Raw genomic sequence first — 23,566 nt, 5'->3', positions numbered from 1 at the left:
TCTGGACGAAAAGGGTGTTTACAATTGGTTAAGATTTGTTAAGGCGCTAATTAATAGCGGGTTGATTTTGTGTTTTAGACGGCTTTTTGTATCTTAGAGTACCATTTATAACGTAAAACCAATGAAAAGACTAACCATCCCAAAATGGTCTGAATCCGATCGTCCGCGCGAAAAGCTAATGGAGCAGGGACGCCGTTCACTGACGGATGCCGAGCTGATGGCTATCCTTATCGGATCGGGCTCCAAAGATGAGACGGCGCTGGAGCTCTGTAAGCGAATATTATCCGACGCCAGGAACAGCCTAAATAATCTTTCCAAATGGGAAGCGCAGGACTTATGCAAGTACAAAGGAATCGGTGAAGCCAAAGCAATTAGTATCATCGCCGCACTTGAACTGGGGCGTCGCCGTAAAGACACAGAGCCCGATATATTGCCGCTGTTGAATAGCAGCAAGCGGGTGTACGACTTTTTTCGCTCGTATATGCAGGATCTGACGCATGAGGAGTTTTGGGTTCTCTATCTGAATACAGGATGCAAGCTGGTGGACAAACAGCTTATTGGACGAGGAGGGAACGACTTCACGCCCGTGGACATTCGCGTCATTTTACGGTACGCTTTACAGTTCAAAGCCCACTCCCTGATCTTGATTCACAATCACCCGTCAGGAACGCTGAACCCTAGCGGGGCAGATAAGCAACTGACAAAGAAAATAGTCGCGGCAGCGCGCACTATGGATATCGAAGTGAACGACCATATCATTTTCACGGACGCGTCCTATTTCAGTTTTCGGGATGAAGGGCTTCTATAAACGTCAGAAAAGCTGTCAGTTCTACAGCTTTCTGACGTTTAACGCGTGGTTTTATCGTTCTTAAAAGAGACCGAACATCTCCGCCTCAATTTTTTCTATTATTTTTCCGAGATCTTCGGGCTTGTTGGCGAAGTCCAGGTTATCCTTATCCAGGATAAGTAGCTTTCCTTCTTTATAGTTGCCGATCCATTTCTCGTATTTTTCGTTGAGTTTGGATAGATAATCTAAGCGGATGGCAGACTCATAGTCGCGTCCCCGCCTCTGGATATTATTCACCAAGGTCGGAACGGAAGCCCGTAGATAAATCAGTAAATCCGGCGGTTTGATATAGTGAACGATACTCTGAAAAATGTTGCTATAGTTTTCGAAATCCCGGGCGCTCATGAGGCCCATATCATAAAGATTTTCCGCAAAAATGTAGGCGTCTTCATAGATCGTCCTGTCTTGGATCATGTTGATCCCGCGGCTCTGTAAATCAACAATATGTCTGAAACGGCTGTTTAGAAAAAAGATCTGTAGGTTGAAAGCCCAGCGTTTCATATCGCTATAAAAATCCTCTAAATAAGGATTGTTCTCCACCGCTTCAAACTGCGGCTCGAAGTTTAAATGGCGAGCTAAGAGCTCTGTTAATGTAGTTTTTCCCGCTCCGATATTTCCAACGATGGCTATGTGCATGTTGCCAAATTAATAAAGTGAAAACTCTGTTACCGAGCCTACTGCTCGTTTTTTCCTAACGTAGAAAGCTAAAATAGTTTCTTTATTCCGATGATTTCACGGACTTCTTTTATTGTCTTACGGGCGCTTTCGCCGGCTTTTTCAGCCCCCAGGCGAATGACTTTTCTTATATATTCTTCGTCCGAGGAAATCTCTTCGATGCGCGACCGCACAGGCTCAGTGGCCAGGACCATGTCTTCCGCCAGCTGTTTTTTAAAGTCGCCATATCGGATTTCGCATTTGTTATAAAGTTCGTCGAAATGCGCGAGGGTGTCGGGGCTGGAAACGACCTTCATCAGGTCGAATAAATTTTGAATAGGCTCCGGTTTCGGTTGGTTTATCTCCGTCGGCCCCGAATCAGAGACGGCGCGCATGACCTTCTTGCGGATGACTTCAGGGGAATCGCTAAGGTAGACGCAGCTAGCTTCTCCGTTGGACTTCCCCATTTTACCGTTGCCATCCAGCCCCGGAATCTTAACGAGCTTATCCCCGTAAGAGAAAGCAAAAGCTTCTTTAAAATAGTCTACCTGGTAAAGTCGATTAAAGCGGTTTCCAAACGTGCGGGTCATCTCCAGATGTTGCTCCTGGTCTTTACCGACGGGCACTTTTGTGCCATGATGAATCAAAATATCACAGGCCATCAAAACCGGATAGGTCAACAATCCTGCATTAACGTTGTCCGGATTAGCCCGTACTTTGTCTTTGAACGCTGTAGCACGCTCCAGCTCGCCGAGGTAGGCATTCATGTTCATATATAAGTACAGTTCGGCGACCTCGGGGACGTCAGACTGTACGTAAATCGTCGATATTTCAGGATCGATACCGGCGGCAAGGTATTCAACAACCACCTCCCTGACAGTACGGCTCAGATCGCCGGGCGTCGGGTGGGTTGTTAACGAATGGAGGTCGGCTATAAAAAAGAAGCAATTGTATTCCTTCTGCATTTTTACGAAGTTACTCAACGCTCCATAGTAATTGCCCAGGTGTAATTTTCCGGTACTTCTGATACCACTAACAACAGTTTCCTTCATGTCGCGAATTTACGTATTAATTGCTAATTAAAAGCAACGCGCCCATATTACTTTTAAACCGGACGACGCTTCGGCAGCAGCAGATGCACGCTCCGGAAGCATATCTGCCGCTTTCCCAGTGGCTCCCCGCTGAAACAGGTCGTCGGAGACGACGGCTCCCGGCCGGAAGCCCGCAGAAGATTCTTGCGGCGCAATCTTAAGCCGGCCGTTTACGGGCCTAACTGCACGGTACTCTGGGATCCAAAAAAAACAGGTGCCTCACAGTGCAGCAGTGCGGGGTTGCCGCGACTACCCGGGGAGATTTTTCGCTTCGTTCCAGTAAACATCCATCTGCTCCAGGGTCATCTCTTTTAGCTGAAGCCCGTTTTCTGCCGCCCTCTTTTCTATATGCATAAACCTCTTTATAAATTTTTTATTGGTCCGTTCGAGTGCATTTTCCGGATTAATCCCCAGATGACGTGCGTAGTTGATAAGCGAGAATAAAAGATCTCCAAACTCCTCTTCGGCACGGCTTTTATCTATTGCAGCGGGCTCTTCCACGCTAAACTCCGCCTTGAACTCCGCAAGCTATTCTTCCACTTTCTGCCACACTTGCCTTTTGTCTTTCCAGTCGAAGCCCACGCCGCGGACCTTATCCTGAACACGATAAGCTTTTATGAGTGCGGGCAATCCTTTGGGCACACCGGAAAGAACAGAACTATTGCCTTCTTTCAGTTTTATGGCTTCCCAGTTATTTTTGACATCATCATCACTGTTAACCGTCGTATCGCCGTATATGTGGGGGTGCCGGTTGATCAACTTGTCGCAGACCGCATTAAGCACGTCGGTAATGGTGAACTGTTGCTGTTCATCAGCTATCTTTGCGTAGAAAACTAAATGCATCATCACGTCGCCGAGCTCCTTTTTGATTTCATCGTAGTCGTTTTCCAACAGAGCGTCGGTAAGTTCGTACATTTCCTCAATCGTCAGATGTCTTAGCGATTCGAATGTCTGTTTGCGATCCCAAGGACATTCTGCCCGTAGCGTGTTGAGGATAGACAATAGTCTTTCAAAAGCCATTGCGGGCGTGTTCTGAGGTTGTGGAGCTTCGTGTCCCATGTGTTGTTTTTAAGCCTTTTGTTTGCAGTTCAAACCTAAGTAAATTCATCTTTATATGCAATATAGTCCTGCCCTCAACAGGCGAAGAGGAGACGCTGCTGACATTTCGAACCTGCCGTAACCCCGGTGTAGACGCCCGACCCGCATATATGGACTGTGTTGGAAATTAAATAAAACAGAACCTTTCCATAGATTGTTATTTTAAACGGAAAGAAAATTTATACTTATGGAAACGAAGCATAACTACGAGACGGCCGATGTCGCTTTGGCCAAACTACAGGAAATGGGCTATACGGTCGATTTTAACGTGGAATTTGATGAAGTCCTCCGAGACGCAGACGATTACCAGATTGATCATCTGTATCGTTATGAGGGGCCCTCTAATCCTGATGACGAGTCTACTGTATACGGGATATCAAATCAAAAAACGGGCAAGAAAGGCGTATTTGTAGCGGGTAACCTGTCATGGATTGAAGGCAAGAAAAGAGATATTATTCTCAACCTGGAACTCAAGTATAAAAATAAAGACAATCAGTAACTGGTCCGGGCTCTGGCCGTGCATGCGATTGCATAGTGTAGGTGCTTACCCGGAGGCCATTAAAAATAACGGAGCGCAGGCTAATCTGCGCTCCGTTATTTTTAATGGTTAGATTCCCATTTCCCGTAAAATAAACTGAGCGTTGTCGATCTTATCGGCGATCCACAATACATAACGGATGTCTACGCCGATCGAACGGCTGTAGTTCTCGTTCCAGGCGAAGTCGTTAATGGTGGCGTCGTACGCACGGTCGAAATTTACGCCTATTAATTCGCCGTGGGCGTTCATAATCGGAGATCCGGAATTTCCGCCGGTGGTATCCATATTGTACAATATGTTCACCGGAACATCATTTAGTTCCTTTTTCGCGTAAGCACCGAAATTTTTTGTCAGCCATGCGCTTTTGATACTTTCCGGATACGTAAACTCAGACAATCCGGAGTTCCCTTTTTCTATGAGTCCCTTGACCGTGGTGAAAGGATTCATATACGTGGCGTCGGCCGGACTGTAGCCTTTGATATTTCCGAATGTCAGGCGCAGGGTGGAGTTTGCATCAGGAATAAACCTTTTTGCCTGATACTGTTCTTTGACGGCTATGTAATCTGCCATTAAACGGCTTAGGATACCTTCGCGTCGTCTCTGCTCTTCGTTGAAGGACGAAAGCTCTGCATCCAGACCTTTTTGTATACTCAATAAGTCGTCGGTATAGTTTTTTAAAGACTGAATATCTTTCAATATCGTATTGTAGAGCACTTCCTTGTCGCCCAGCTTGGACTTCTCCAGTGCCGTTAACAGGTAGGCTACAGCATCCTCTTTGCTTGAAAAGGCGCGGTTACCGAAAAAATCGATACGGTTTGCTCCCGTGAAATCGTATGCATCGCCGAACATCCGCTCTCCGATTGCTTTGTCAACGGCGAGATTATAGCTGCCATAGATGCCGTCCAGGTGTCTTTTTACTTCCTCAATGTTTAACGCAAAAATCTCTTTCTGTGCGTCTGTTCCATTTTGTTTTAAGATGGCGTTTTTGAAACTGTTTATAGCGCTGGCAACGCGAAGAAGAGAAAGGCTGCTATACATGTTGTTAAACCATAGTTCTTTCTGCGCTGTCTCGAAGACGGTCCGGTAGTGTTGATCAATGTCCGACATCAGCGTACCGTACTGCGCCCGAAGTTCTGGCTTACTTTCGATAAATTGCGCCAAAGCCTGATCTTCTTTGCGTTTCTCTTCGACCAGCCCAAGGTTGTGTAGCCCCTTTAACTTCCCGCGGTAATTCTTCAACACGTTGGCATTGCGTTTTATACGCGTCGCTAAGGCTAGCTGCATTGCGACGTTGTCCTTTCCGGCAAGCAGCATCTGCTCGTTTTGGAATTCGTACAGCGCAGCGGTGTAGGGAAGAAGAAATTGCTGCTGATACTCGAGGTAGGCGGCCGGACGGTGCCTGAACGTGCGGCCCGGATATCCCAGAATAAATACAAAATCATTTTCCGATACGCCGCGAGGATTAACTTTTAGATGCTTCTTCGGCTTATAAGGAACATTTTCTTTTGCATATTTGGCGGAGGAGCCATCAGGCGCGACGTACGCTCGGAGAAAAGAAAAGTCGCCGGTATGCCTGGGCCATACCCAGTTGTCTGTCTCGCCCCCGAATTCGCCGATATCCTGTCGTGGAATATATACGAGCCGAACATCTTCAATCGTTTTATAACGGAAAAGCACATAGCTTTTTCCGATAAACATTTCCGATACTTCTGCTTTAATGGTCGGATCTTGCTGTTCCGCTCTTGCAGCGATCTCCGCCCGTTTTTTGTTGATGGTGTTGATCCGTTCGACGGGATCCGTAACGTTGGCTACCGCCTGGAGAATCTCGTTCGAAACGTCTTCGTACGACTCCGTTATCCGAATGGTTAGGCCCTTAGCCTGTATCTCCTGTTCCAGCGCATTGGCGACAAAGCCGTTCTTTAGATAATTGAACTCGGGCGTACTCGCCAGCTGAACAGCGCTGAACGCGCAATGGTGGTTCGTTATTATTAATCCGTTGGAAGAAACAAAGGACCCCGTACAGCCGCTAACCTGTACCAGCGCATCGACCAGTCCTACCTGCCCTGGGTTGTATATATCTTTTTCCGATATTTTCAGCCCCGCTTTTTTTAACCCTGCACGACTTAGTTCACTGAGAGGAAACATGCCCTCGTCGGGAATCGCCGCCGAAAAATGGAATGCGCTCATCCCAAGTAAAAGAGCACATATAAAGCTGCGTTTAAACGTTGTTTTTATCATAATCTTCCAAATTTACCGTTGCCCAAAGGTAAGAAGATTTTGTCAGTAAATGCGCGTAAAAACGGCACAACACGGCTTTTTCAGCCTTAGTCTGCCGTAGTCAGGATGCGTGTACGCCGGCACTTTTTCGGGCGTAGCTCCTTTTGCTTCTCCGTGTGCGGTTTTGCTCTGGCAAAAAGAGTGGTTTCTCAAAACCATTTTACTAACTTTGCATAGCTAAAATTTATAGAATGACATTGGTGCAATTGGAATACGTTATAGCTGTAGATACGTACCGAAGTTTTGTTGCTGCCGCGGAGCATTGTTACGTGACCCAGCCTACACTGAGTATGCAAATACAGAAACTGGAAGAGTCTATTGGAGCGAAGATTTTTGACCGTAGCCGTCAGCCTGTTGTACCGACGGAAATAGGGGAGAAAATCATCAGGCAGGCACGCGTAATTCTCAATGAGAGTAAAAAAATAGAAGAGCTGCTACAGGAAGAGAAAGGGGAGATTTCGGGCGAGCTCAAGGTAGGGGTTATCCCCACAGTGGCACCTTATTTGTTGCCAGACGTCCTGACGGGTTTTCTGAAAGCTTATCCGAAATTGCAGCTACAGATATGGGAGTACACCACTGAGCGCATACTTCAGGAGCTGCGGGTCGGACGGCTGGATTGCGGTATCTTATCTACGCCGTTACAGGAGAATGGTATAGAGGAAATACCTTTATATTACGAGACCTTTGTCGCTTATGTGTCGGAAAAAAGTCCGTTATATCAGAAAAAGATGGTTACTACCGATGAGATAGCGAATGAAAAACTGTGGCTGCTGAATGAAGGACATTGTATGCGTGGACAGGTTCTCAACTTGTGTCACTATAAACATAATCAGGGCGTTGATGCGTCTTTCGAGTACAATACGGGGAGTGTAGAGACGCTCAAGCGTATGGTGGATATTAACGCCGGCATCACGATCCTGCCCGAAATGAGCATTTTAGGATACGATGAAGATCAACTGAGTCATGTCCGTTATTTTAAGGCACCGGAACCCGTGAGGGAAATCAGTTTGGTCACAACGAGGAACTTCGTGAAGAAGCAAGCTGTTAATGCGTTAAAAAACGAAATACTCGCCATCGTCCCTGAACGGTTTAAGAGCAAGAAGAAAAAGGAGATCATGGGTTTTGATCACTAAGCAGACTGCAGCGATAATGCGGAGCTGTCATTCAACGAGATGGTCAGGCACAGTCGATAACGAACAACTACTATAATGAAACTGAAAATACAGCAAAAGTTAGATCAGCTGAACCGATGGCGGATGCAGAAAATCTCCAACCGGAATTTTCTGGTTATTTTGGCTTTTGCTGTAGGCATCATCGGCGGGCTTGCGGCGGCGCTGCTAAAGGGGTTAACACACTTTATAGCTTCTAAACTTCAGAATGACATAGAGTGGCACTTTAAATATTCGTTTTACCTGGTTTTGCCACTGCTCGGAATTTTGTTCAGCGTATTATATGTCCGGAAATTTTTGAGGGGCAGGAAGTTCGAGCATGGTATTACGCCGATCATTTATGCCATTTCAAGGAAGTCGAGCCGTATCGAAGTACACAATGTCTATTCGCAGATTGTCACGAGCGCAATAACAGTGGGATTTGGAGGGTCGTGCGGACTGGAGGCTCCCATTGCTTACAGTGGATCGGCTATAGGCTCGAATACAGGGCGCTTTTTCGGATTACAGTACAAAGAAATTACGATGTTGCTCGCCTGCGGCGCGGCGGCAGGAATTTCCGGAGCTTTTAATAGTCCTATCGCCGGAATGATTTTTGCCATTGAAATACTCTTGCCCGAATTTTCGATACCGGCTTTTATCCCGTTGCTGATCTCCGCCGCATTGGCTGCCGTAGTTTCCCGCTTGTTATATAGCGAGCCCCTATTTCATACCGCTACAACCGAATGGGAAGTGGAAGCGCTATTCTTTTACATGTTTCTGGCCGTTATCGTCGGGTTATATACCGTATATTTCGCAAAGATCAGTAATGTCGTTAAGGAGTGGTTTGTGAAGGTCCGCAATCCGTACAACCGGGTCTGGTTTAGCGGGATTGCGCTCGGCGTGATGATATTTATTTTTCCGGCCTTGTACGGAGAGGGCTATATAACGATCCAGCAGATTTTGGACGGCCAGTTCGATTCCATTGTCAAGAACAGCCTCTTCTCCGATTATAAAAATATGGCTTGGGTAGTGGTATGTTACACGGTTCTCACGCTTTTTGCGAAGTCCTTTGCAGCTCTCTTTACGTTGAATGGAGGTGGGAATGGCGGCGTTTTCGGTCCGAGTCTGGTGATGGGCGGATTGATCGGTTTCGCTTTCGCTTATGGGATGAACCAAACGGGCGTGGTTATGCTCAATGTACCCAATTTCGTTATGGCCGGCATGGCCGGCGCGTTGGCGGGCATCATGCACGCGCCGTTGACGGGGATGTTTTTGATCGCTGAAATCACAGGAGGGTACACACTTATGGTGCCGCTGATGTTGGTGACTTCTATCTCGTACCTGATTAACCGCTCGATGCTGACCCACTCTATTTATACGAAAGTTCTGGCCGAGTCCGGCGACTTGTTATCCTACGAGGACAAAGACCGTACTGTCTTAAGTATGATGAAGCTCCGGTATGTTCTAGAGACAAATTTTGTCGTGCTGCGGCCACAGGAGACGCCGAACGACCGGAAATCAGATATTATCCATTCCAAACGTAATATTTTCCCTATCGTCGACGAAAAGGGGATATTGCTGGGCATAATTTATAGCGAGCGTCTTTTTGCTATCTTGCTGGGAGAGGAAGACGGGGCGGATAAAACCTTTGATAAGCTGGTCCAAAAGCCAAACGATATTATCAGGGACAAGGAAAACATGGAAGTCGTGATGTCTAAGATGAACCGGGACGACGTATGGATCTTACCGGTTGTAGACGAACAGCATAAGTACCTGGGCTTTATATCAAAGTCTAGCGTATTCAACAAGTACCGGGCCCTCTTGGTCAGACAGGGGCATTACCTGGAGTAGGTGGTCGCCGGATCCGCGTGCCGATCACAGCAACTTTTGGCCCCGCATGGTCATCATCTTGGCGACGTACTTGCCTATGATATCAAATTCCAAGTTAACCACATGTCCGATTTCCACTTGTTTCATGTTGGTATGGGCGAGCGTAAATGGTATAATTGCTACGGAGAAGCGGTCGGTCTGTGAATCTACAACAGTGAGACTGATACCGTTGACAGTTATAGAGCCTTTCTCAACCGTTATATTTTCGTCGTTTCTATCATACTCAAACGTAAAAAGCCAGCTTCCATCCTGATCTTCTTTGTTAATGCACCGCGCCGTCTGGTCGACATGTCCTTGGACGATGTGCCCGTCGAATCTTCCGCCGGCGGGTGTACATCGCTCGAGGTTAACCAGATCGCCCACCCGCAGGTCTCCTAAGTTTGATTTGGCCAGTGTCTCCCGGATAGCTGTTACTTTATGTACCGACCCGTCCAGCTCTACGACGGTCAGGCATACTCCGTTGTGCGATACGCTCTGATCTATTTTTAATTCATTGGAAATGGCCGACTCTATATAAAAATGGAGATTGCTTTTGTCCTGTTCGATTTTTTTTATCGTCCCTAACGTTTCTATGATACCGGTAAACATATTGATCGTGTCTTTTTACAAAGGTACGTATACGTCTTCTAGAAAAAAAAGAATAAAAAATTTGTATAGTGTTAAAAATACACTATCTTTGTTCTATCATAATTTAGGTTTATAATTGGTTATTTAAGGTTTTCATTCTCCCCGTTTGAAAACCTTTTTTTTTGTGCCTGATAATCAATCTTTTAAGCTGTCTGTCAAAAAATAAATTACTATTTAAATAAAAAATGTTTTCGGGTTATAAAAATTATATTTTACCTTTGTCTCAGGTTTAGGTTGATTACCTCCAACAGGAGGTTATATTTTTAAAGCCTGGAAAATCGCCCGATTCTTCCAGGCTTTTCTTTTTGCACAGGAAAGGGGAGAGGGAAGCCGCGTCATCGCGGATCTGAGGCGGTAAAGGGAATTTTAAAAATACAGTTTCGCCACCTTACGTCCCAGTAAGTGCAGAAATGTCGCCTGATAGCGTCCTTTTTCCCGCGCTTCTTGGTAAATAATGTATTTTTGGTTTATAAATGAAAAGCGGACGTATAGCCGGATAAATCTCTTACGGCATTTTTAGTGTCGTCAATCGTTTAACCGCTATAAAGAAGAGGCATTTATTTCTCATTAAACAGATAGATGGATGAAAATATGTTTGTTATGCATAGGTAAAACCGATGAGGAGTTCGTAAAGTTGGGTATTGAGAACTATACCAAGCGGCTGAAGCATTATATCAATTTTGAGCTTATTGTCATTCCCGACATCAGGAATGCAAAAAACATAAGCCAAGAACAGCAGAAGGTAAAAGAGGGGGAGTTGCTTCTTAAACAATTAAGCCGTAACGACGTTGTAATATTGCTGGATGAGCGTGGAAAGGAGTTCCGGTCTATCGATTTTTCGAGGTTTTTGGAACAGAAAATGATCGCGTCGGTGCAGCGCCTTGTTTTTATAATCGGAGGTCCATATGGCTTTTCTTCGGAGGTATATCAACGGGCAAATCAGCAGCTGTCGCTTTCGAAGATGACATTTTCCCATCAGATGATCCGATTGTTTTTTATAGAACAGGTTTATCGTGCTTTTACGATCATGCGCGGCGAGCCGTATCATCACGAGTAAAAAAAATGTGTAAATTAAGAGATTATTTCATCCTAATAAAAAAGGAGGCGTTATGGACATGAATAAGTTTAAAAGAGACTATCGTTTCAAAAGCGAAGAAGCCTACAATGACAGTAGAAGGAACAAGATATTGATTATTGCCTGCATCGTAATCATCATCGTATTGTCTGTTCTAATAAAATATCTATAGGTAGCCAATCGTTGTTACCGAAAGAGCTATACTTTCGGTAACAACGACTTGAAAATTTCCCATGCTTTCTTATCGGTTTTAAAGGTAAGTTCTTCAGCGGCGAGTGCCTGTGCCGGCACGAATCGGAATACTTCCATTTTCTCTTGTTGCTTTTCCCGGGAAAAATCGAAAGGACTTGCTTTTACTTCAAAGGTGATAGGTCCAGCAGCTTTTACTTCATAGTACACAGAGAGTATTTGACTTTCGTTGAAACTTGATTTTTCGTAAAAATCTGTCGTGTAAACATGCCGTACGATATCTATATCTAGTTGGCATTCTTCCATGAACTCCCGCTTCAACGCGTCAAGCAAACCCTCTCCATATTCCAGGCCGCCTCCGGGAAATTTCGTGAATGACACGTTCGACGTCTTCTCGTCGCTGATCAGAACCTCGTTTTCGTCGTTTAGTAAGATACCGTAAACGCGAACATTAAATAAATACATTACTTCGCTTTTAAAAGATGGATACGTGTCAGGCACCTACCTGACACCACGTACTTCCAGTCCACATCTTGAATTCATCCTCTCCCGTTGAGACATAGCTGTTGTCTATGTTACAACGGCTCAAACCCGTTCTCGATCGCCATCTCATCAACACCGAAAAAAGAATAATGCTTAGGTAGAAACCATTGTAGCGTGTTCATGAGGTTGGTAAAATCTTTCTCGCTGGCAAACTGTTTAGGCATTACGTTAAAGACAATATCTTGCGATGCACGCTCTTCGTCCGTATAATTTCTCGCAATCAACATAACTTTCGGGTGCTTGACCCCTGCATATTGGAGAAAATCGCGGACATGTTTCCGTAAATAGGACGGGAAGATGTCTTCTGATGGCTGGCCGACCAATATATCTTCATCTTGTCCAATGCTGTTATACTCCTTCGGATTGGAGAAAAAGCTCTTGTCTGTATAAAATGAACCGCATTGTTTTAAATTAACCAGGTCGCCATAGGAGAATACCCAGTCCGGTTGCTCCAGATGGGCGTTAACGACCACACCGAATCCCTGTTCCAATAGTACCTCGAGCTGGTGCTCGATTACATAAGCCTGAAAGCTTTCGTCGTTTTTTACTGTCTGCAGCTGAACATAGGGGAAACCGTCATTACTTAGGATCACCTCCGGATCACCTAACTTCAAATTTGCACCGGCTATATTTCCCAGAAACCTATCTCGCCACGCTTCATTTCGCTCAGCAAATGGAACCTCCATTAACTGGTTGACAATGATCGTTTTTTCTAGATCGCCTAAAAGGCTATCTTGTCCGTTCGGCCTATTTTCACGTATACTCATCTCGTCTAAACCCTAAAAAAGAGCCTAAAAGTAACTATAATTGCTGTAAAGAAAAACTACTTTTCCGATTTTATGTAGGCGTACGCCCTCCCCTTGAATTGGGAATAACCCGTATATTTTACTACTTTTGTTGGAAACCATAAGTAATTATGTCAAATATCACCATGAACATACACAGTGATTTTGAAACGTCGAAAATCAGTTTCGACGACTTTCGCGAAATCATTCTGAACGATTATAAGATTGCCGTGCAAAGTCGGTTTGTGAGCCTTTTTGGAAGGAAAGAGGTGCTTACCGGAAAGGCAAAGTTTGGTATTTTTGGTGATGGCAAGGAGATCGCACAGATTGCTTTGGCGAAGGTGTTTAAGCCGGGAGATTGGCGGTCGGGATACTACCGCGATCAAACGTTTGCCTTTGCTTCCGGAATCTCAAATATTTATCACTTCTTTTCACAGCTTTACGCTAACCCCGATCTGGAGGCTGATATTTCCTCAGGCGGGCGCCAGATGAATTGTCATTTTTCCACCCAACTGCTAGATAGCGACGGTAAATGGGTAGATCAGACTGCTCAAAAGAATTCCGTTTCCGATATATCCACTACCGGAGGCCAGATGTCCAGGGTTCTGGGGCTGGGACTCGCCTCTAAGTTATACCGCCAAAACGACCGTTTAGACTATCTAACCTTCTTTTCCAACAAAGGAAATGAGGTTGTTTTCTGTACGGTGGGCAATGCATCCACGTCTGAGGGCGTGTTCTGGGAAACCGTCAATGCGGTCGCTGTCAAACAGATTCCTGTCGTAATTTCAATCTGGGACGATGGATATGGAATCTCTGTGCCAAATGAGGTGCAGACAGCAAAAGCCGATATTTCAGAGGCATTAAGAGGGTTCCAGCGCGACGGTGGAGGAAACGGTCTGGAAATATTCAAGGTCAGGGGATGGGACTACCCTGCATTATGCGAGGTATACGAGCAAGCCGCGAAGTTCGCGCGCGATGAACATGTGCCGTGTATTGTACACGTCACGGAAATGACGCAGCCGCAGGGCCATTCCACGTCGGGTTCTCATGAGCGATACAAATCTGCCGAACGGCTGGAATGGGAAAACGCGTACGACTGTAATGTCAAGATGCGGGAATGGATGCTGCAGTCTGGCATTGCCAAGGAAGAGGAGCTCGCAACGTTGGAAAAAGAAGCCAGAGACTTTGTCCGTCAGGAGCAACGCCGGGCTTGGGCCGACTATCACAAGACGATTCAGACTGACTTGGACGAGGCGATTTCGCTGCTTTCTGCAGTAGACCACACCGAGGTGGATATTCCGCTGAAAACGCTGCAGTCGCTGGCAGAACCTTCATTAAAGGAGATCTATAGTAATGTCCGTCGCGCTATCCGCGATCTGCGTATGTCAGCCTCTTCGTCGAAGGATGAGTTGCTTACCTGGTATGAACGCAAGAAAAAGGAGAACTACCAGCGATACAACGATAAGCTGTTTACGGATACTGCAGAGTCGCCCCTTAAACAGGAGATTATTCCTCCGAGTTACGACGATGAAGCGACGGTGGTAGACGGTAGGGAGGTGTTGAATGCTTGCTTCGACGCCAATTTTGCCCGTGATGAACGCATTGTTGCCTTTGGCGAGGATGTAGGGAAAATAGGCGATGTAAACCAAGGGTTTGCCGGCCTTCAGCATAAGTTCGGCGAGCTTCGTATTTTCGACACCGGTATTCGGGAGTCAGCAATTATTGGTAAAGGTTTGGGCTTAGCGGTGAGAGGACTACGTCCCATCGCTGAAATTCAGTATCTGGACTATTTAATTTACGCCATGCCCGTCCTGAGCGACGATCTCGCGAGCTTAAGCTACCGGACGAAAGGAACGCAAAAATCGCCTGTAATCATTCGCACGCGGGGGCATCGGCTGGAAGGAATCTGGCATTCAGGCTCGCCGATGAGCGTCCTGCTGGGCGGTTTACGTGGTATACACATTTGCGTGCCACGGAATATGACGCAGGCGGCGGGTATGTACAACACCCTGTTACGTGCAGACGAACCTGCATTGGTTGTCGAGTGCCTGAACGGCTATAGGTTGAAGGAAAAGATGCCTTCCAATGTAGGAGAATTCACTGTTCCTATCGGTGTCGCCGAGCGTATACGTGAAGGAAACGATATCACTGTTGTATCTTATGGCGCAACATTGCGGATCGTGCAGGAGGCGGCCATCGAACTGGAAAAATTGGGTATTTCCTTGGAAATTATCGATGCGCAATGCCTGCAGCCGTTTGATCAGACGCAGATCTCCGCTGCTTCTTTGGCGAAAACGAATAAACTGTTGGTGGTCGATGAAGATATGCCGGGAGGAGCTAGCGCATTTATCCTTCAGGAAATCCTTGAAAACCAGAAGGGTTATTTTCTGCTCGATGGTCAACCCCGAACCTTGTCTGCCAAAGCACATCGGCCTCCTTACGGCTCGGACGGCGACTATTTCACCAAACCGTCCGTCGACGACGTTATCGAGCTGGCATACGAAATGATGAGCGATTATAATCAACAAAAATACCCTAAGCTTTTTTAAAAAGCTTAGGGTACCTATATGGATCGCATCGGCTAACCTTTAAATAGTGAGGCCGCTCCTAGGATAGCAGCATGTTCTGCATACTTTCCCGTAAATATTTCATATTGGTCAAATGCCTGTTCGTTATACGACCGGATAAGTTCCCACGCATTTGTGATGTTGCCCCCCAGCACAAAGCAGCGTGACCCATGTGTATCGGAAAAATATTGAAGGAAATCCTCAAGAGATTGTGTGTACTCGGTCAATAGCTGATCAAAGGCTGTCGAATTCCGGTGTTTCGTCAAAATATCTTTGAAGCCTTCTTCCTCATGGCCGGATAACTCCTTGAATCTCCTCGTCAGCCAGCGTGTAACCAGGTACTCTTCAAAAATCGAATCTTTGTACGGCGTATTCCATAAATCAGCATCGAACGCCTTTTCACCCTGGTGCCAAACGGCTGATCCTAGTCCTGTGCCTAAGGTAACTCCAAGAATGCCCGTTTTGTGTTGGAGATTCCCTGCGTAGATTTCTCCCTGTAAAAACGCTGCCGCATCGTTAATAAAACGTACTTCTTTTTCCTTTGAGAGCCTTTCTAAAATGCCGTTCGACACATTCATGTTGTACAATGCGTCATATTTGTCCTGATTTTTCATCAGGGAAATCCCGTTCTCGTAGTCGAACGGCCCGGGCATGGCAATGCCGATAGAGGTAACCTGGTCGTGACAAAGGTCCGCTGCTTGTTGTATGCAGCTACTCCATGAGGATAAAATCGATTTAGCATCTGCCCGAGAATTAACATGGCTTCTGGAAATCGTTTCTTCCAAAATTTGCCATGTTGTTATATCTACCACCGCAGACGTGATATGGGTGCCTCCAATATCCGAGGCGACTACAAAATTACTTTTCATCTACGTATGCGTTATTTCTTAAAAAATGATCTGCTAATACTAATGCTGTCATGGCCTCTACAATAATGACAGCCCGGGAGACGACACAGGGGTCGTGGCGCCCTTTTCCCGAAATGGTCGTATGATCTCCGGATACGTTTAAGGTTTCCTGATCGCGCATAATGGTGGCTACCGGTTTAAAGGCAGTTCGAAATGTGATATCCATTCCGTTGGAGATACCTCCTTGGATACCACCCGAAAAATTTGTTCTTGTCCGCACGGTGTCTCCATCCTTGACGAAGATGTCGTTATGTTCAGACCCGCGCATTTCCGATCCGCTAAATCCTGAACCGTACTCGAACCCATGTACGGCGTTGATGCTTAACATAGCTTTTCCCAGATCGGCGTGTAGCTTGTCAAACACGGGATCGCCCAGTCCAACGGGTACGCCGCGGACAATCGTAGATATCTTTCCTCCGATGGTGTCACCGTCTTTTCTGACCTGATCGATTAGGGCGATCATTTCATTCGCCGTTGCCGGATCGGCACAGCGCACAATGTTGCTTTCCCGAATCTCCAGCAGTTGAGCCAGGTTCGCAGTGTCCAGATTCGGCGATTCCAGGCGGCCGACCGCTGAGACGTGCGAAAAAATTTCAATTCCTTTTGTTCTTAAAAATAATTTGGCTATTGCTCCCGCAGCTACACGTGCGGCCGTTTCGCGGGCTGAGGAACGGCCCCCGCCCCGATAGTCGCGTACGCCGTACTTCTGTTGGTACGTGTAATCTGCGTGAGAAGGACGGTATTTATCTGCTATGTGTGAATAATCCTTCGATCGCTGATCCTCATTAGGAATCACAATGGCAATAGGTGTTCCCGTAGATTTTCCCTCAAATGTGCCTGATAAGATCTGTATAATATCGCTTTCTTTCCGTTGTGTGGTAATTTTAGATTGCCCCGGTTTTCTCTTATCCAATTCTGATTGAATAAATTCCTCGTCGATGTCGATATTAGGTGGACAACCGTCGATGACGACGCCTATGGCCTTGCCGTGCGATTCTCCAAATGTAGTAATACTAAATACGTTGCCGAATGAATTTCCTGCCATAAAATTGTTAATGTTCGGTAAATATACCAAATCAGCAATAACAAGGAACTATTATTGCTGATTTAGTATTATTATTTGCTGATCTGGAAGCCCTGAGATATCAGGTGGTCCCAAAACGCGGGATATGATTTTTCGACAACCAAGGGCTCATTAACGTATACTTCATCGAAGACTAACGCTAAGGGAGCAAAGGCCATGGCCATCCGGTGATCCTCGTATGTATCGAACGTGACTTGCGGTGGATAGACGACGTCCGAGGTTTTGACATGATATGTTTCTTCTTCTGCGATGATGGTAGCACCGAATTTTTCGATTTCTGCTTTCAGCGCGGCTAGCCGGTCTGTTTCTTTAATTTTTAAAGTTTCCACGCCAGTTATCGATATATCGCGGCGGATCGCTGCCGCCAGCGCGACAACGGTCTGTGCCAGATCCGGGCATTCTTTAAAATCAAAATAAACCTGGTCGCTTCCCTTGCTCACTTTGGCGATGTGCAGGCCGTCCTCTTGAAAAGAACTTGCTACGCCGAAATGAGCCATTATATCGACGATAGCGATATCACCTTGTAAACTGTGTGCTTTCAGTCCCGGCAAAAGAACAGATCCCTGCTCGGACAGAGCCACCATGGCATACCAGTACGACGCGGCGCTCCAGTCGGGCTCGACATAGATGGTGCTCTCTTGGAAGGACTGCGGTTTGATAACGATACTATTCTCCGTCCACTCATGTTGTATTCCCGCTTCCTGGAGCATGTTTAGCGTCATTGTCACATACGGTCGGGAGGTCAGCTCGCCGGCGATGTCCAGGCGGAGGCCCTTTTCCAACGAGGAGGCAATAAGCAATAAGGAAGAAATATATTGGCTGCTGATGTCTCCTTGGATCGCAACATGTCCTTTTCGCTGACGCATCCCACCCTCAATGACCAACGGGGGATAACCGGTTTTCTTTTCGTACTGAATATCTGCTCCGAGATCGTTCAGCGCGTCGACCAAAATACCGATCGGACGTTGTTGCATTCTTTCAGTGCCTGTCAACCTGAAGCGTCCCTTTTTCAAATTTAAATACGATGTCAGAAACCGCATTGCTGTACCGGCGGGACCAATATCGATTGTTGTCAGTCCTTCCGGCGCCGCCTTATCTGCTAGCGCCAGCGCATTCTGCATGATAACGGTGTCTGCCGCTTCTGACAGGTTGTTCACGTGGACCGCTCCATGGCTTAGTGCCTGTATGATAAGGGCACGGTTGCTCTCCGATTTAGAGCCTGTAAGTTGAACCGTGCCGTTTATCTTTCTGGTTGGGTGGGTGAGTTTTATTTTCTCAGAACTCATCATGCCTCGGCAACAGGTTTTATGTTCATCACCTCGTTTTGTTTCCGGATAGACTCATTATGCAAAAGTTCCAGGTATTTAGAAGCAAAATCGTCACTCAGTGAAAGAGCTTTTGCCAGCTGTAGCCTTTTCTGGACGATCTCATCCCAGCGATTAACCTGAAGGATAGTGACATTGTTGTCGCGTTTGTATTCGCCGATTTTCTCAGCTATTTTCATCCGTTCGCCGATTTGTTGTAAGATTGCATCGTCAAGTTTGTCTATTTGTTTACGCAACTCCGCAAGTTTGTCTTCGAACGCGGGGTTGTTAGACTCCGGATGACGGACAGCTAGATTATCCAGTAAGTCCGAGAGAGCGGCAGGCGTAACCTGTTGCTTAGCGTCTGTCCATGCTACTGACGGATCGATATGAGATTCTATAATTAATCCTTGTAAGTCCATATCCATAGCCTTCTGTGCTATATACGGAATCAGCTCCCTATTGCCGCAGATATGGCTCGGGTCGTTTATGATAGGTAATTCCGGACACGCCGATTTCAGCTGGATGGCCAAGTCCCACATCGGCTCGTTACGGAATGCCGTTTTCTCGAACGAAGAAAATCCTCTATGTATTGCTCCAAGTTTTTTTATGCCCGCACGGTTAACACGTTCGAGCGCACCAATCCAAAGAGAGAGGTCGGGATTCACCGGGTTTTTAATCAGCACCGGCACATCTACACCCTTCAATGCATCCGCAATCTCTTGTACAGTGAACGGGTTCGCCGTTGAGCGGGCTCCGATCCAAAGTACGTCGACACCCGCAGCCAATGCTTCTTCCACGTGCTTTGCTGTTGCCACTTCTGTTGCTGTCCGCAGGCCGGTTTCCTCTTTTGCGCGTCTCAACCACGCCAGTCCGACGCTGCCTATACCTTCGAATTCACCAGGACGGGTACGCGGTTTCCAGATACCTGCCCGCAGTACGTTTACTTTACCCGTATTCGCCAGCAAATGTGCTGTGGAAACAAGTTGCTCTTCTGTTTCGGCGCTACAGGGGCCTGCAATAATCAATGGTTTGTCGCCAGTGTCGATCCAAGATTTCAAAGGGACGATGTCTAATGTATGTTTCATTTTTTACTAAATTTCCGGTTTAAGCCTGTTTTATAATCTGTTTTCGTCAATTGTTTAAACTCTCTCGTTTTTCACGTATTCGCCCATGATGTTAAAATTCACGGTGTGTTTCAATACTTTTCGGATAGCGGCGTCGTAGTCGCTTTGTTTTTTCCATTCCACATCGACATAAAAGTCGTATTCGTTTCTCTTACCAACCACCGGCATCGACTGGATCTTGCTAAGGTTGACATTTTGTTCGGCGAAGCACTGTAATACCGTTGCTAATGAGCCCACAGCGTTTCCCGTCTGAAAAGAAAGGGAAGCCTTGTTTGCATTTTTTTGCTCGACAACCTCATTAGAGAGGATTAAAAAACGTGTCGCGTTCTTCTTGTTCGTTTCGATCCGCTTTTCCAAAATCTCGAGATTGTACAACTTGGCTGCCATTGTGCTGGCTATAGCTGCGGTATTTTTCAGTTTATTGTCTGCAATGTTCTTCGCGCAGGCAGCGGTATCCATTCCTTCTTTAATAGTCCACTCGGGATAATCGCTCAGGAATTCGTCGCACTGCCGGATAGCGATAGGGTGAGACTCCACCACCTTAATGTCTGAAATTTTCACCCCCGGGAGCACCAACAAGTTTTGCTGGATGTTTAGGTGCACTTCCCCAATAATATGAAAACGGTAATCCCGTAATAAATTATAATTGGGGAGGATACTGCCGGCAATAGAGTTTTCTATAGCCATTACGACATAATCCGCTTTCCCCTGTTTAAGCATGTCGCAGGTTTTTTTGAAAGATTCGCATTCAATGGTTTCGATATCTTCGCCAAAATATTTATAAGCGGCCTCTTCATGAAAAGACGCTTTTACACCCTGTATCGCAATTTTTTGTTTCATTTCCTTTCTGTGATCCTAAAAAAAAGTCCCGAATGTTATCCGGGACCTTTTTGCTTATCTACTTTAGACACACACTTCCCGGCTTTTATCGTTTAAAATAAAAGTAACCAAAGTAAAAGTATGTCGTATTTGTCTTCATGTCTCTATTTACAATCCAAATGTAGAACTAAAAAATTACTAAGCAAAATTTTTTTTTAAATTTTATATGTTTTATGCTATTTATCGGCTTAAAAAACTCATTATTTTTATTTGTTTTTTTTAACGTTTTTATGCTCAATTTTTTGTGCTATTTTTTTCTTATTTTTATTCTTTTTGGTTTCTCTTGTTTGTGTTTATACAGCTGTTTAATAGGATGTTATGGTTGTTGTTGGGCGTTTTTGTACATTTTCGTAGTTCCTTAAAATGTGTTTTTTTGGGCGTAAAATGTGGGTGTTTTATTCTGTTTTTACGGCGTATTTTTTTGCTTAACTTTTATGTATAAATTGTTGGTAAAGCCGAGATTTTTGTTGCGTGATATTGGTTTATCTTGCGCTCCTCTGCACCGTCCGACGCCGGGATTCAGATGCGGGGCCGGGGAAAAGCATCGATATGGGAGAAATGTGGAGAAGTTTTCGTACACTTGAAGCCAAATACCGATAGAGGTTCGAATATATGCTATACGTGCTTATTAGTGTGGTCTGTAGTGTGACCGTGTCTGTTATTATCAAATACGCGAGAAAAGACGGCGTCAATCATCTTCATCTTATTGTCTGGAACTATCCGGTAGCCACCTTGGCGACCATACTTTTTCTGAAGCCTCCGATGACGGGTTCTTCGGTTCTCCAGTTACCCTGGACAATTTATCTGGGGTTGGCGGTACTCCTGCCATCCATCTTTCTGTGTATAGCTTATGCTATACAATACAGCGGTATTGTCCGTACGGAGGTCGCACAGCGGCTGTCGTTATTTATACCCTTGCTGGCAGCATATTTTCTCTTTGGCGAGCAGATTAGCAAATCGAAGTTCGTCGGTATAGCGATAGGCGTTCTGGCTATCTTGCTTTCCATCGGCTGGCAAAAAAAGTCGGGGACGTCCGGAAAATGGAGATATGCAGCTGCGGTGTTCGTGGGAATGGGGGTCATCGATATCTTATTTAAAAAAATGGCCTTGTACCAGGGTGTTCCGTATGCTTTCTCCATGCTCATGGTTTTTGTGTTGTCCATGATATCCGCGTTTAGCTTTCTATTTTATCGTATGATGAAACGCAAAGAACGGATGGAATTCCGGTCCGTTTTGTGGGGTCTATTGCTGGGATTGTTTAATTTTGGGAACATTTTGTTTTACATGAAGGCGCATAGAGCGCTTTCTGAAAGCCCTTCTGTCGTTTTCACAGGCATGAATGTAGGCGTTATCCTGCTGGGTGCTTTGGTTGGTATCGGTGTTTTTGGCGAGAAGCTGACCTGGTGGAATAAGATTGGGCTGTTGTTGGCTGTTATTTCTGTTTTAATCATTGCATTTCTGTGAGTCTATTTGAAGATACCTATTTAACGATCGAAACGGTTAGCGAAGGAATATTTAGAGATAAAGGGAGTAAATTTCATGCTTATGCCTTCCCCTTCCGGAGCGAAGCCACCTTGAAGGATACGATTAATAAACTAAAAGCCCTTCATCCGAAGGCGCGCCATCACTGTTGGGCCTACCGGCTATCCACAGATCGATCAGTCTGGCGCATCAACGACGATGGCGAGCCATCTGGTACGGCGGGAAAACCCATCTTAAATGTGCTGCTGTCGAAGGATATTACCAATGTACTGGTTGTGGTTGTCCGGTACTTCGGAGGGACACTTTTAGGAGTGCCCGGACTGATTAACGCCTATAAAAATGCGACGGTCGAGGCGTTGGCGTCTGCCCAGGTTGTTCAGCGGACCGTCAATGACGTATACCGTATTGATTTCGATTATTTGCGGATGAATGACATCATGCGTTTGGTAAAAGATGAAAATTTAACTATATTAAAGCAGGATTTTGATAATACCTGTTCACTCGAGGTAGAGATCCGGAAAACACAAGTCAATCAGGTTGTTCATCAACTGGAAACGATGGAGGGCGTGAACTATTTTTATCTAACCACATTATGATTGCTGACTCAGAATTAATACTTAACGCAGATGGAAGTATTTATCATCTTAATCTGTTACCGGAGGATTTGGCTTCTACCATTATATTCGTTGGGGATCCTGATCGGGTGGGAGAGGTCTCGAAATACTTTGACCGTATCGACGTTAAGAAAGGAAAGCGCGAATTTATTACCCATACGGGTGTATTGGGGCATAAAAGGATCTCCGTTATTTCTACGGGAATAGGTACAGATAATATTGATATTGTATTTAATGAAATTGACGCGTTGGTTAATATTGATTTTGAAACGCGGACGTTGAAGGAAGAACTTACCAGTTTGGATATTATACGTATTGGCACGTCTGGTTCTATTCAGGGCGATGTAAAGATGGGCGTCATCCTGGCAAGTGAGTTCGCGATCGGTTTCGATACGCTTATGCAATATTATGTAAAAAGTTATTCTGCCGAAGAACTTGTCATTCAGGAGGCTATAGAAAAAACCTTTGACACGTTGTCCTTCACGCCTTATGTCGGGCGCGCGAGCGAAAAGCTGCTCGCCCGTATTGCTTCCGACCTGCCCAGGGGAATGACGATGACCGCTCCGGGCTTTTATGGCCCGCAGGGGCGTTCCGTCCGTTCAATGAATGTTTACCCAGACCTTATCCAGCGTGCGAGCTCCTTCGACGTAGGAGGACGGACAATCACGAACCTGGAGATGGAAACTGCGGGTATTTATGCACTCGCTAACATGTTTGGACATCACGCACTGTCCATAAATGCTATTTTAGCAAGCAGGGTAAACGATGCATTTGCGGCTAATCCAAAGGAAATAATCGACAAGGCCATCCGTCATGTGCTTGAACGCCTGTAGCGCGAT

General features: G+C 45.8%; 21 protein-coding genes and 1 pseudogene. 10 read left to right on the top strand and 12 right to left on the bottom strand.

Features of this window, described 5'->3' with window-relative positions:
* Positions 1–121 precede the first annotated feature (121 nt).
* Complete coding sequence (radC, locus tag BC792_RS03520; RefSeq protein WP_148907605.1) at positions 122–808, top strand: RadC family protein; 687 nt, start codon at positions 122–124, stop codon at positions 806–808.
* Positions 809–868: 60 nt separating this feature from the next.
* On the opposite strand, the gene BC792_RS03515 is transcribed toward radC, so the two are convergent.
* The 3 genes and pseudogenes from BC792_RS03515 to mazG all read right to left on the bottom strand — a co-directional run bounded on the left by BC792_RS03515 (position 869) and on the right by mazG (position 3,651).
* A complete protein-coding gene (locus BC792_RS03515) occupies positions 869–1,483 on the bottom strand; it encodes a deoxynucleoside kinase (RefSeq protein ID WP_148907604.1) in 615 nt (204 codons plus the stop codon).
* A 68-nt stretch (positions 1,484–1,551) separates the two neighbouring features.
* Positions 1,552–2,553 carry a tryptophan--tRNA ligase gene (trpS, locus tag BC792_RS03510; RefSeq protein ID WP_148907603.1) on the bottom strand — a complete coding sequence of 334 codons (1,002 nt, stop codon included), beginning with the start codon at positions 2,551–2,553 and terminating at the stop codon, positions 1,552–1,554.
* Between the two features lie 288 nt (positions 2,554–2,841).
* Positions 2,842–3,651, bottom strand: a pseudogene (mazG, locus tag BC792_RS03505) (nucleoside triphosphate pyrophosphohydrolase).
* Positions 3,652–3,877: 226 nt separating this feature from the next.
* On the opposite strand from mazG, the gene BC792_RS03500 reads away from it, so the two are divergent.
* Positions 3,878–4,189 carry a hypothetical protein gene (locus tag BC792_RS03500; protein WP_148907602.1) on the top strand — a complete coding sequence of 104 codons (312 nt, stop codon included), beginning with the start codon at positions 3,878–3,880 and terminating at the stop codon, positions 4,187–4,189.
* Positions 4,190–4,297: 108 nt separating this feature from the next.
* Here the strand turns inward: BC792_RS03500 and BC792_RS03495 are convergent, their stop codons facing one another.
* Positions 4,298–6,415 (bottom strand): S46 family peptidase, encoded by a 2,118-nt coding sequence (locus BC792_RS03495; protein ID WP_425262446.1) that lies wholly within the window; start codon positions 6,413–6,415, stop codon positions 4,298–4,300.
* Between the two features lie 281 nt (positions 6,416–6,696).
* On the opposite strand from BC792_RS03495, the gene BC792_RS03490 reads away from it, so the two are divergent.
* Together BC792_RS03490 and BC792_RS03485 are read left to right on the top strand one after the other, a co-directional pair.
* The gene (locus tag BC792_RS03490; RefSeq protein WP_148907600.1) at positions 6,697–7,638 is read left to right on the top strand and encodes a hydrogen peroxide-inducible genes activator; all 942 of its coding nucleotides are present in this window, start codon (positions 6,697–6,699) and stop codon (positions 7,636–7,638) included.
* A gap of 75 nt (positions 7,639–7,713) precedes the next feature.
* Positions 7,714–9,504 (top strand): chloride channel protein, encoded by a 1,791-nt coding sequence (locus BC792_RS03485; RefSeq protein ID WP_148907599.1) that lies wholly within the window; start codon positions 7,714–7,716, stop codon positions 9,502–9,504.
* A 24-nt stretch (positions 9,505–9,528) separates the two neighbouring features.
* On the opposite strand, the gene BC792_RS03480 is transcribed toward BC792_RS03485, so the two are convergent.
* Entirely contained in the window at positions 9,529–10,131 is a 603-nt protein-coding gene (locus BC792_RS03480) for a riboflavin synthase (RefSeq protein ID WP_148907598.1), read from the bottom strand.
* A gap of 622 nt (positions 10,132–10,753) precedes the next feature.
* Between BC792_RS03480 and rlmH the strand changes: the two genes are divergently transcribed.
* Both rlmH and BC792_RS18275 read left to right on the top strand, forming a co-directional pair.
* Positions 10,754–11,227, top strand: coding sequence for a 23S rRNA (pseudouridine(1915)-N(3))-methyltransferase RlmH (rlmH, locus tag BC792_RS03475; RefSeq protein WP_148907597.1), 474 nt, complete (start codon positions 10,754–10,756; stop codon positions 11,225–11,227).
* Between the two features lie 52 nt (positions 11,228–11,279).
* On the top strand, positions 11,280–11,417 hold the full coding sequence (locus BC792_RS18275) for a hypothetical protein (RefSeq protein WP_170249942.1): 138 nt from the start codon (positions 11,280–11,282) through the stop codon (positions 11,415–11,417).
* A 26-nt stretch (positions 11,418–11,443) separates the two neighbouring features.
* Here the strand turns inward: BC792_RS18275 and BC792_RS03470 are convergent, their stop codons facing one another.
* Positions 11,444–11,899 (bottom strand): NUDIX domain-containing protein, encoded by a 456-nt coding sequence (locus BC792_RS03470; protein ID WP_148907596.1) that lies wholly within the window; start codon positions 11,897–11,899, stop codon positions 11,444–11,446.
* A 110-nt stretch (positions 11,900–12,009) separates the two neighbouring features.
* Positions 12,010–12,744, bottom strand: a complete 735-nt coding sequence (locus tag BC792_RS03465) for a hypothetical protein (RefSeq protein ID WP_148907595.1) — start codon at positions 12,742–12,744, stop codon at positions 12,010–12,012.
* 149 nt (positions 12,745–12,893) lie between these two features.
* On the opposite strand from BC792_RS03465, the gene BC792_RS03460 reads away from it, so the two are divergent.
* Entirely contained in the window at positions 12,894–15,311 is a 2,418-nt protein-coding gene (locus BC792_RS03460) for an alpha-ketoacid dehydrogenase subunit alpha/beta (protein ID WP_148907594.1), read from the top strand.
* Between the two features lie 32 nt (positions 15,312–15,343).
* On the opposite strand, the gene BC792_RS03455 is transcribed toward BC792_RS03460, so the two are convergent.
* From BC792_RS03455 to BC792_RS03435, 5 genes are all read right to left on the bottom strand, one after another.
* Positions 15,344–16,198 (bottom strand): ROK family protein, encoded by an 855-nt coding sequence (locus tag BC792_RS03455; protein WP_148907593.1) that lies wholly within the window; start codon positions 16,196–16,198, stop codon positions 15,344–15,346.
* Complete coding sequence (gene aroC / locus BC792_RS03450) at positions 16,188–17,282, bottom strand: chorismate synthase (protein ID WP_148907592.1); 1,095 nt, start codon at positions 17,280–17,282, stop codon at positions 16,188–16,190. Before aroC ends, BC792_RS03455 begins: the two co-directional genes overlap by 11 nt.
* A gap of 71 nt (positions 17,283–17,353) precedes the next feature.
* Positions 17,354–18,607 (bottom strand): 3-phosphoshikimate 1-carboxyvinyltransferase, encoded by a 1,254-nt coding sequence (gene aroA, locus BC792_RS03445; RefSeq protein WP_148907707.1) that lies wholly within the window; start codon positions 18,605–18,607, stop codon positions 17,354–17,356.
* Positions 18,607–19,713, bottom strand: a complete 1,107-nt coding sequence (locus BC792_RS03440; protein ID WP_148907591.1) for a chorismate mutase — start codon at positions 19,711–19,713, stop codon at positions 18,607–18,609. The genes aroA and BC792_RS03440 overlap by 1 nt, the downstream gene beginning before the upstream one ends.
* Positions 19,714–19,767: 54 nt before the next feature.
* Positions 19,768–20,592 carry a prephenate dehydratase gene (locus BC792_RS03435; RefSeq protein WP_148907590.1) on the bottom strand — a complete coding sequence of 275 codons (825 nt, stop codon included), beginning with the start codon at positions 20,590–20,592 and terminating at the stop codon, positions 19,768–19,770.
* A gap of 651 nt (positions 20,593–21,243) precedes the next feature.
* On the opposite strand from BC792_RS03435, the gene BC792_RS03430 reads away from it, so the two are divergent.
* From BC792_RS03430 to BC792_RS03420, 3 genes are read left to right on the top strand one after another with little or no spacing between them, the layout of a single operon-like run.
* Positions 21,244–22,095: a DMT family transporter gene (locus tag BC792_RS03430; protein ID WP_148907589.1), complete on the top strand. Its 852-nt coding sequence runs from the start codon at positions 21,244–21,246 to the stop codon at positions 22,093–22,095.
* A complete protein-coding gene (locus tag BC792_RS03425) occupies positions 22,092–22,709 on the top strand; it encodes an IMPACT family protein (protein ID WP_148907588.1) in 618 nt (205 codons plus the stop codon). Before BC792_RS03430 ends, BC792_RS03425 begins: the two co-directional genes overlap by 4 nt.
* Positions 22,706–23,560 (top strand): nucleoside phosphorylase, encoded by an 855-nt coding sequence (locus BC792_RS03420; protein ID WP_148907587.1) that lies wholly within the window; start codon positions 22,706–22,708, stop codon positions 23,558–23,560. Before BC792_RS03425 ends, BC792_RS03420 begins: the two co-directional genes overlap by 4 nt.
* The last annotated feature ends 6 nt before the right edge of the window (positions 23,561–23,566 follow it).

The organism is Sphingobacterium allocomposti (assembly GCF_008124885.1).
Taxonomy (GTDB): domain Bacteria; phylum Bacteroidota; class Bacteroidia; order Sphingobacteriales; family Sphingobacteriaceae; genus Sphingobacterium; species Sphingobacterium allocomposti.
Note: the sequence above shows the minus strand (reverse complement) of the source record. Positions and strands in the feature narration are given on the sequence as shown.

What these genes read in the sequence shown, in the direction of transcription:
- BC792_RS03480 (WP_148907598.1), bottom strand. Translation starts at nt 10,131, where the DNA reads ATGTTTACCGGTATCATAGAAACGTTAGGGACGATAAAAAAAATCGAA.
- BC792_RS18275 (WP_170249942.1), top strand. Translation starts at nt 11,280, where the DNA reads ATGGACATGAATAAGTTTAAAAGAGACTATCGTTTCAAAAGCGAAGAA.
- BC792_RS03420 (WP_148907587.1), top strand. Translation starts at nt 22,706, where the DNA reads ATGATTGCTGACTCAGAATTAATACTTAACGCAGATGGAAGTATTTAT.
- aroA (WP_148907707.1), bottom strand. Translation starts at nt 18,607, where the DNA reads ATGAGTTCTGAGAAAATAAAACTCACCCACCCAACCAGAAAGATAAAC.
- trpS (WP_148907603.1), bottom strand. Translation starts at nt 2,553, where the DNA reads ATGAAGGAAACTGTTGTTAGTGGTATCAGAAGTACCGGAAAATTACAC.
- BC792_RS03485 (WP_148907599.1), top strand. Translation starts at nt 7,714, where the DNA reads ATGAAACTGAAAATACAGCAAAAGTTAGATCAGCTGAACCGATGGCGG.
- rlmH (WP_148907597.1), top strand. Translation starts at nt 10,754, where the DNA reads ATGAAAATATGTTTGTTATGCATAGGTAAAACCGATGAGGAGTTCGTA.
- BC792_RS03515 (WP_148907604.1), bottom strand. Translation starts at nt 1,483, where the DNA reads ATGCACATAGCCATCGTTGGAAATATCGGAGCGGGAAAAACTACATTA.
- BC792_RS03495 (WP_425262446.1), bottom strand. Translation starts at nt 6,415, where the DNA reads ATGAGCGCATTCCATTTTTCGGCGGCGATTCCCGACGAGGGCATGTTT.
- BC792_RS03470 (WP_148907596.1), bottom strand. Translation starts at nt 11,899, where the DNA reads ATGTATTTATTTAATGTTCGCGTTTACGGTATCTTACTAAACGACGAA.
- BC792_RS03440 (WP_148907591.1), bottom strand. Translation starts at nt 19,713, where the DNA reads ATGAAACATACATTAGACATCGTCCCTTTGAAATCTTGGATCGACACT.
- BC792_RS03490 (WP_148907600.1), top strand. Translation starts at nt 6,697, where the DNA reads ATGACATTGGTGCAATTGGAATACGTTATAGCTGTAGATACGTACCGA.
- BC792_RS03500 (WP_148907602.1), top strand. Translation starts at nt 3,878, where the DNA reads ATGGAAACGAAGCATAACTACGAGACGGCCGATGTCGCTTTGGCCAAA.
- radC (WP_148907605.1), top strand. Translation starts at nt 122, where the DNA reads ATGAAAAGACTAACCATCCCAAAATGGTCTGAATCCGATCGTCCGCGC.
- BC792_RS03430 (WP_148907589.1), top strand. Translation starts at nt 21,244, where the DNA reads ATGCTATACGTGCTTATTAGTGTGGTCTGTAGTGTGACCGTGTCTGTT.
- aroC (WP_148907592.1), bottom strand. Translation starts at nt 17,282, where the DNA reads ATGGCAGGAAATTCATTCGGCAACGTATTTAGTATTACTACATTTGGA.
- BC792_RS03465 (WP_148907595.1), bottom strand. Translation starts at nt 12,744, where the DNA reads ATGAGTATACGTGAAAATAGGCCGAACGGACAAGATAGCCTTTTAGGC.
- BC792_RS03460 (WP_148907594.1), top strand. Translation starts at nt 12,894, where the DNA reads ATGTCAAATATCACCATGAACATACACAGTGATTTTGAAACGTCGAAA.
- BC792_RS03435 (WP_148907590.1), bottom strand. Translation starts at nt 20,592, where the DNA reads ATGAAACAAAAAATTGCGATACAGGGTGTAAAAGCGTCTTTTCATGAA.
- BC792_RS03455 (WP_148907593.1), bottom strand. Translation starts at nt 16,198, where the DNA reads ATGAAAAGTAATTTTGTAGTCGCCTCGGATATTGGAGGCACCCATATC.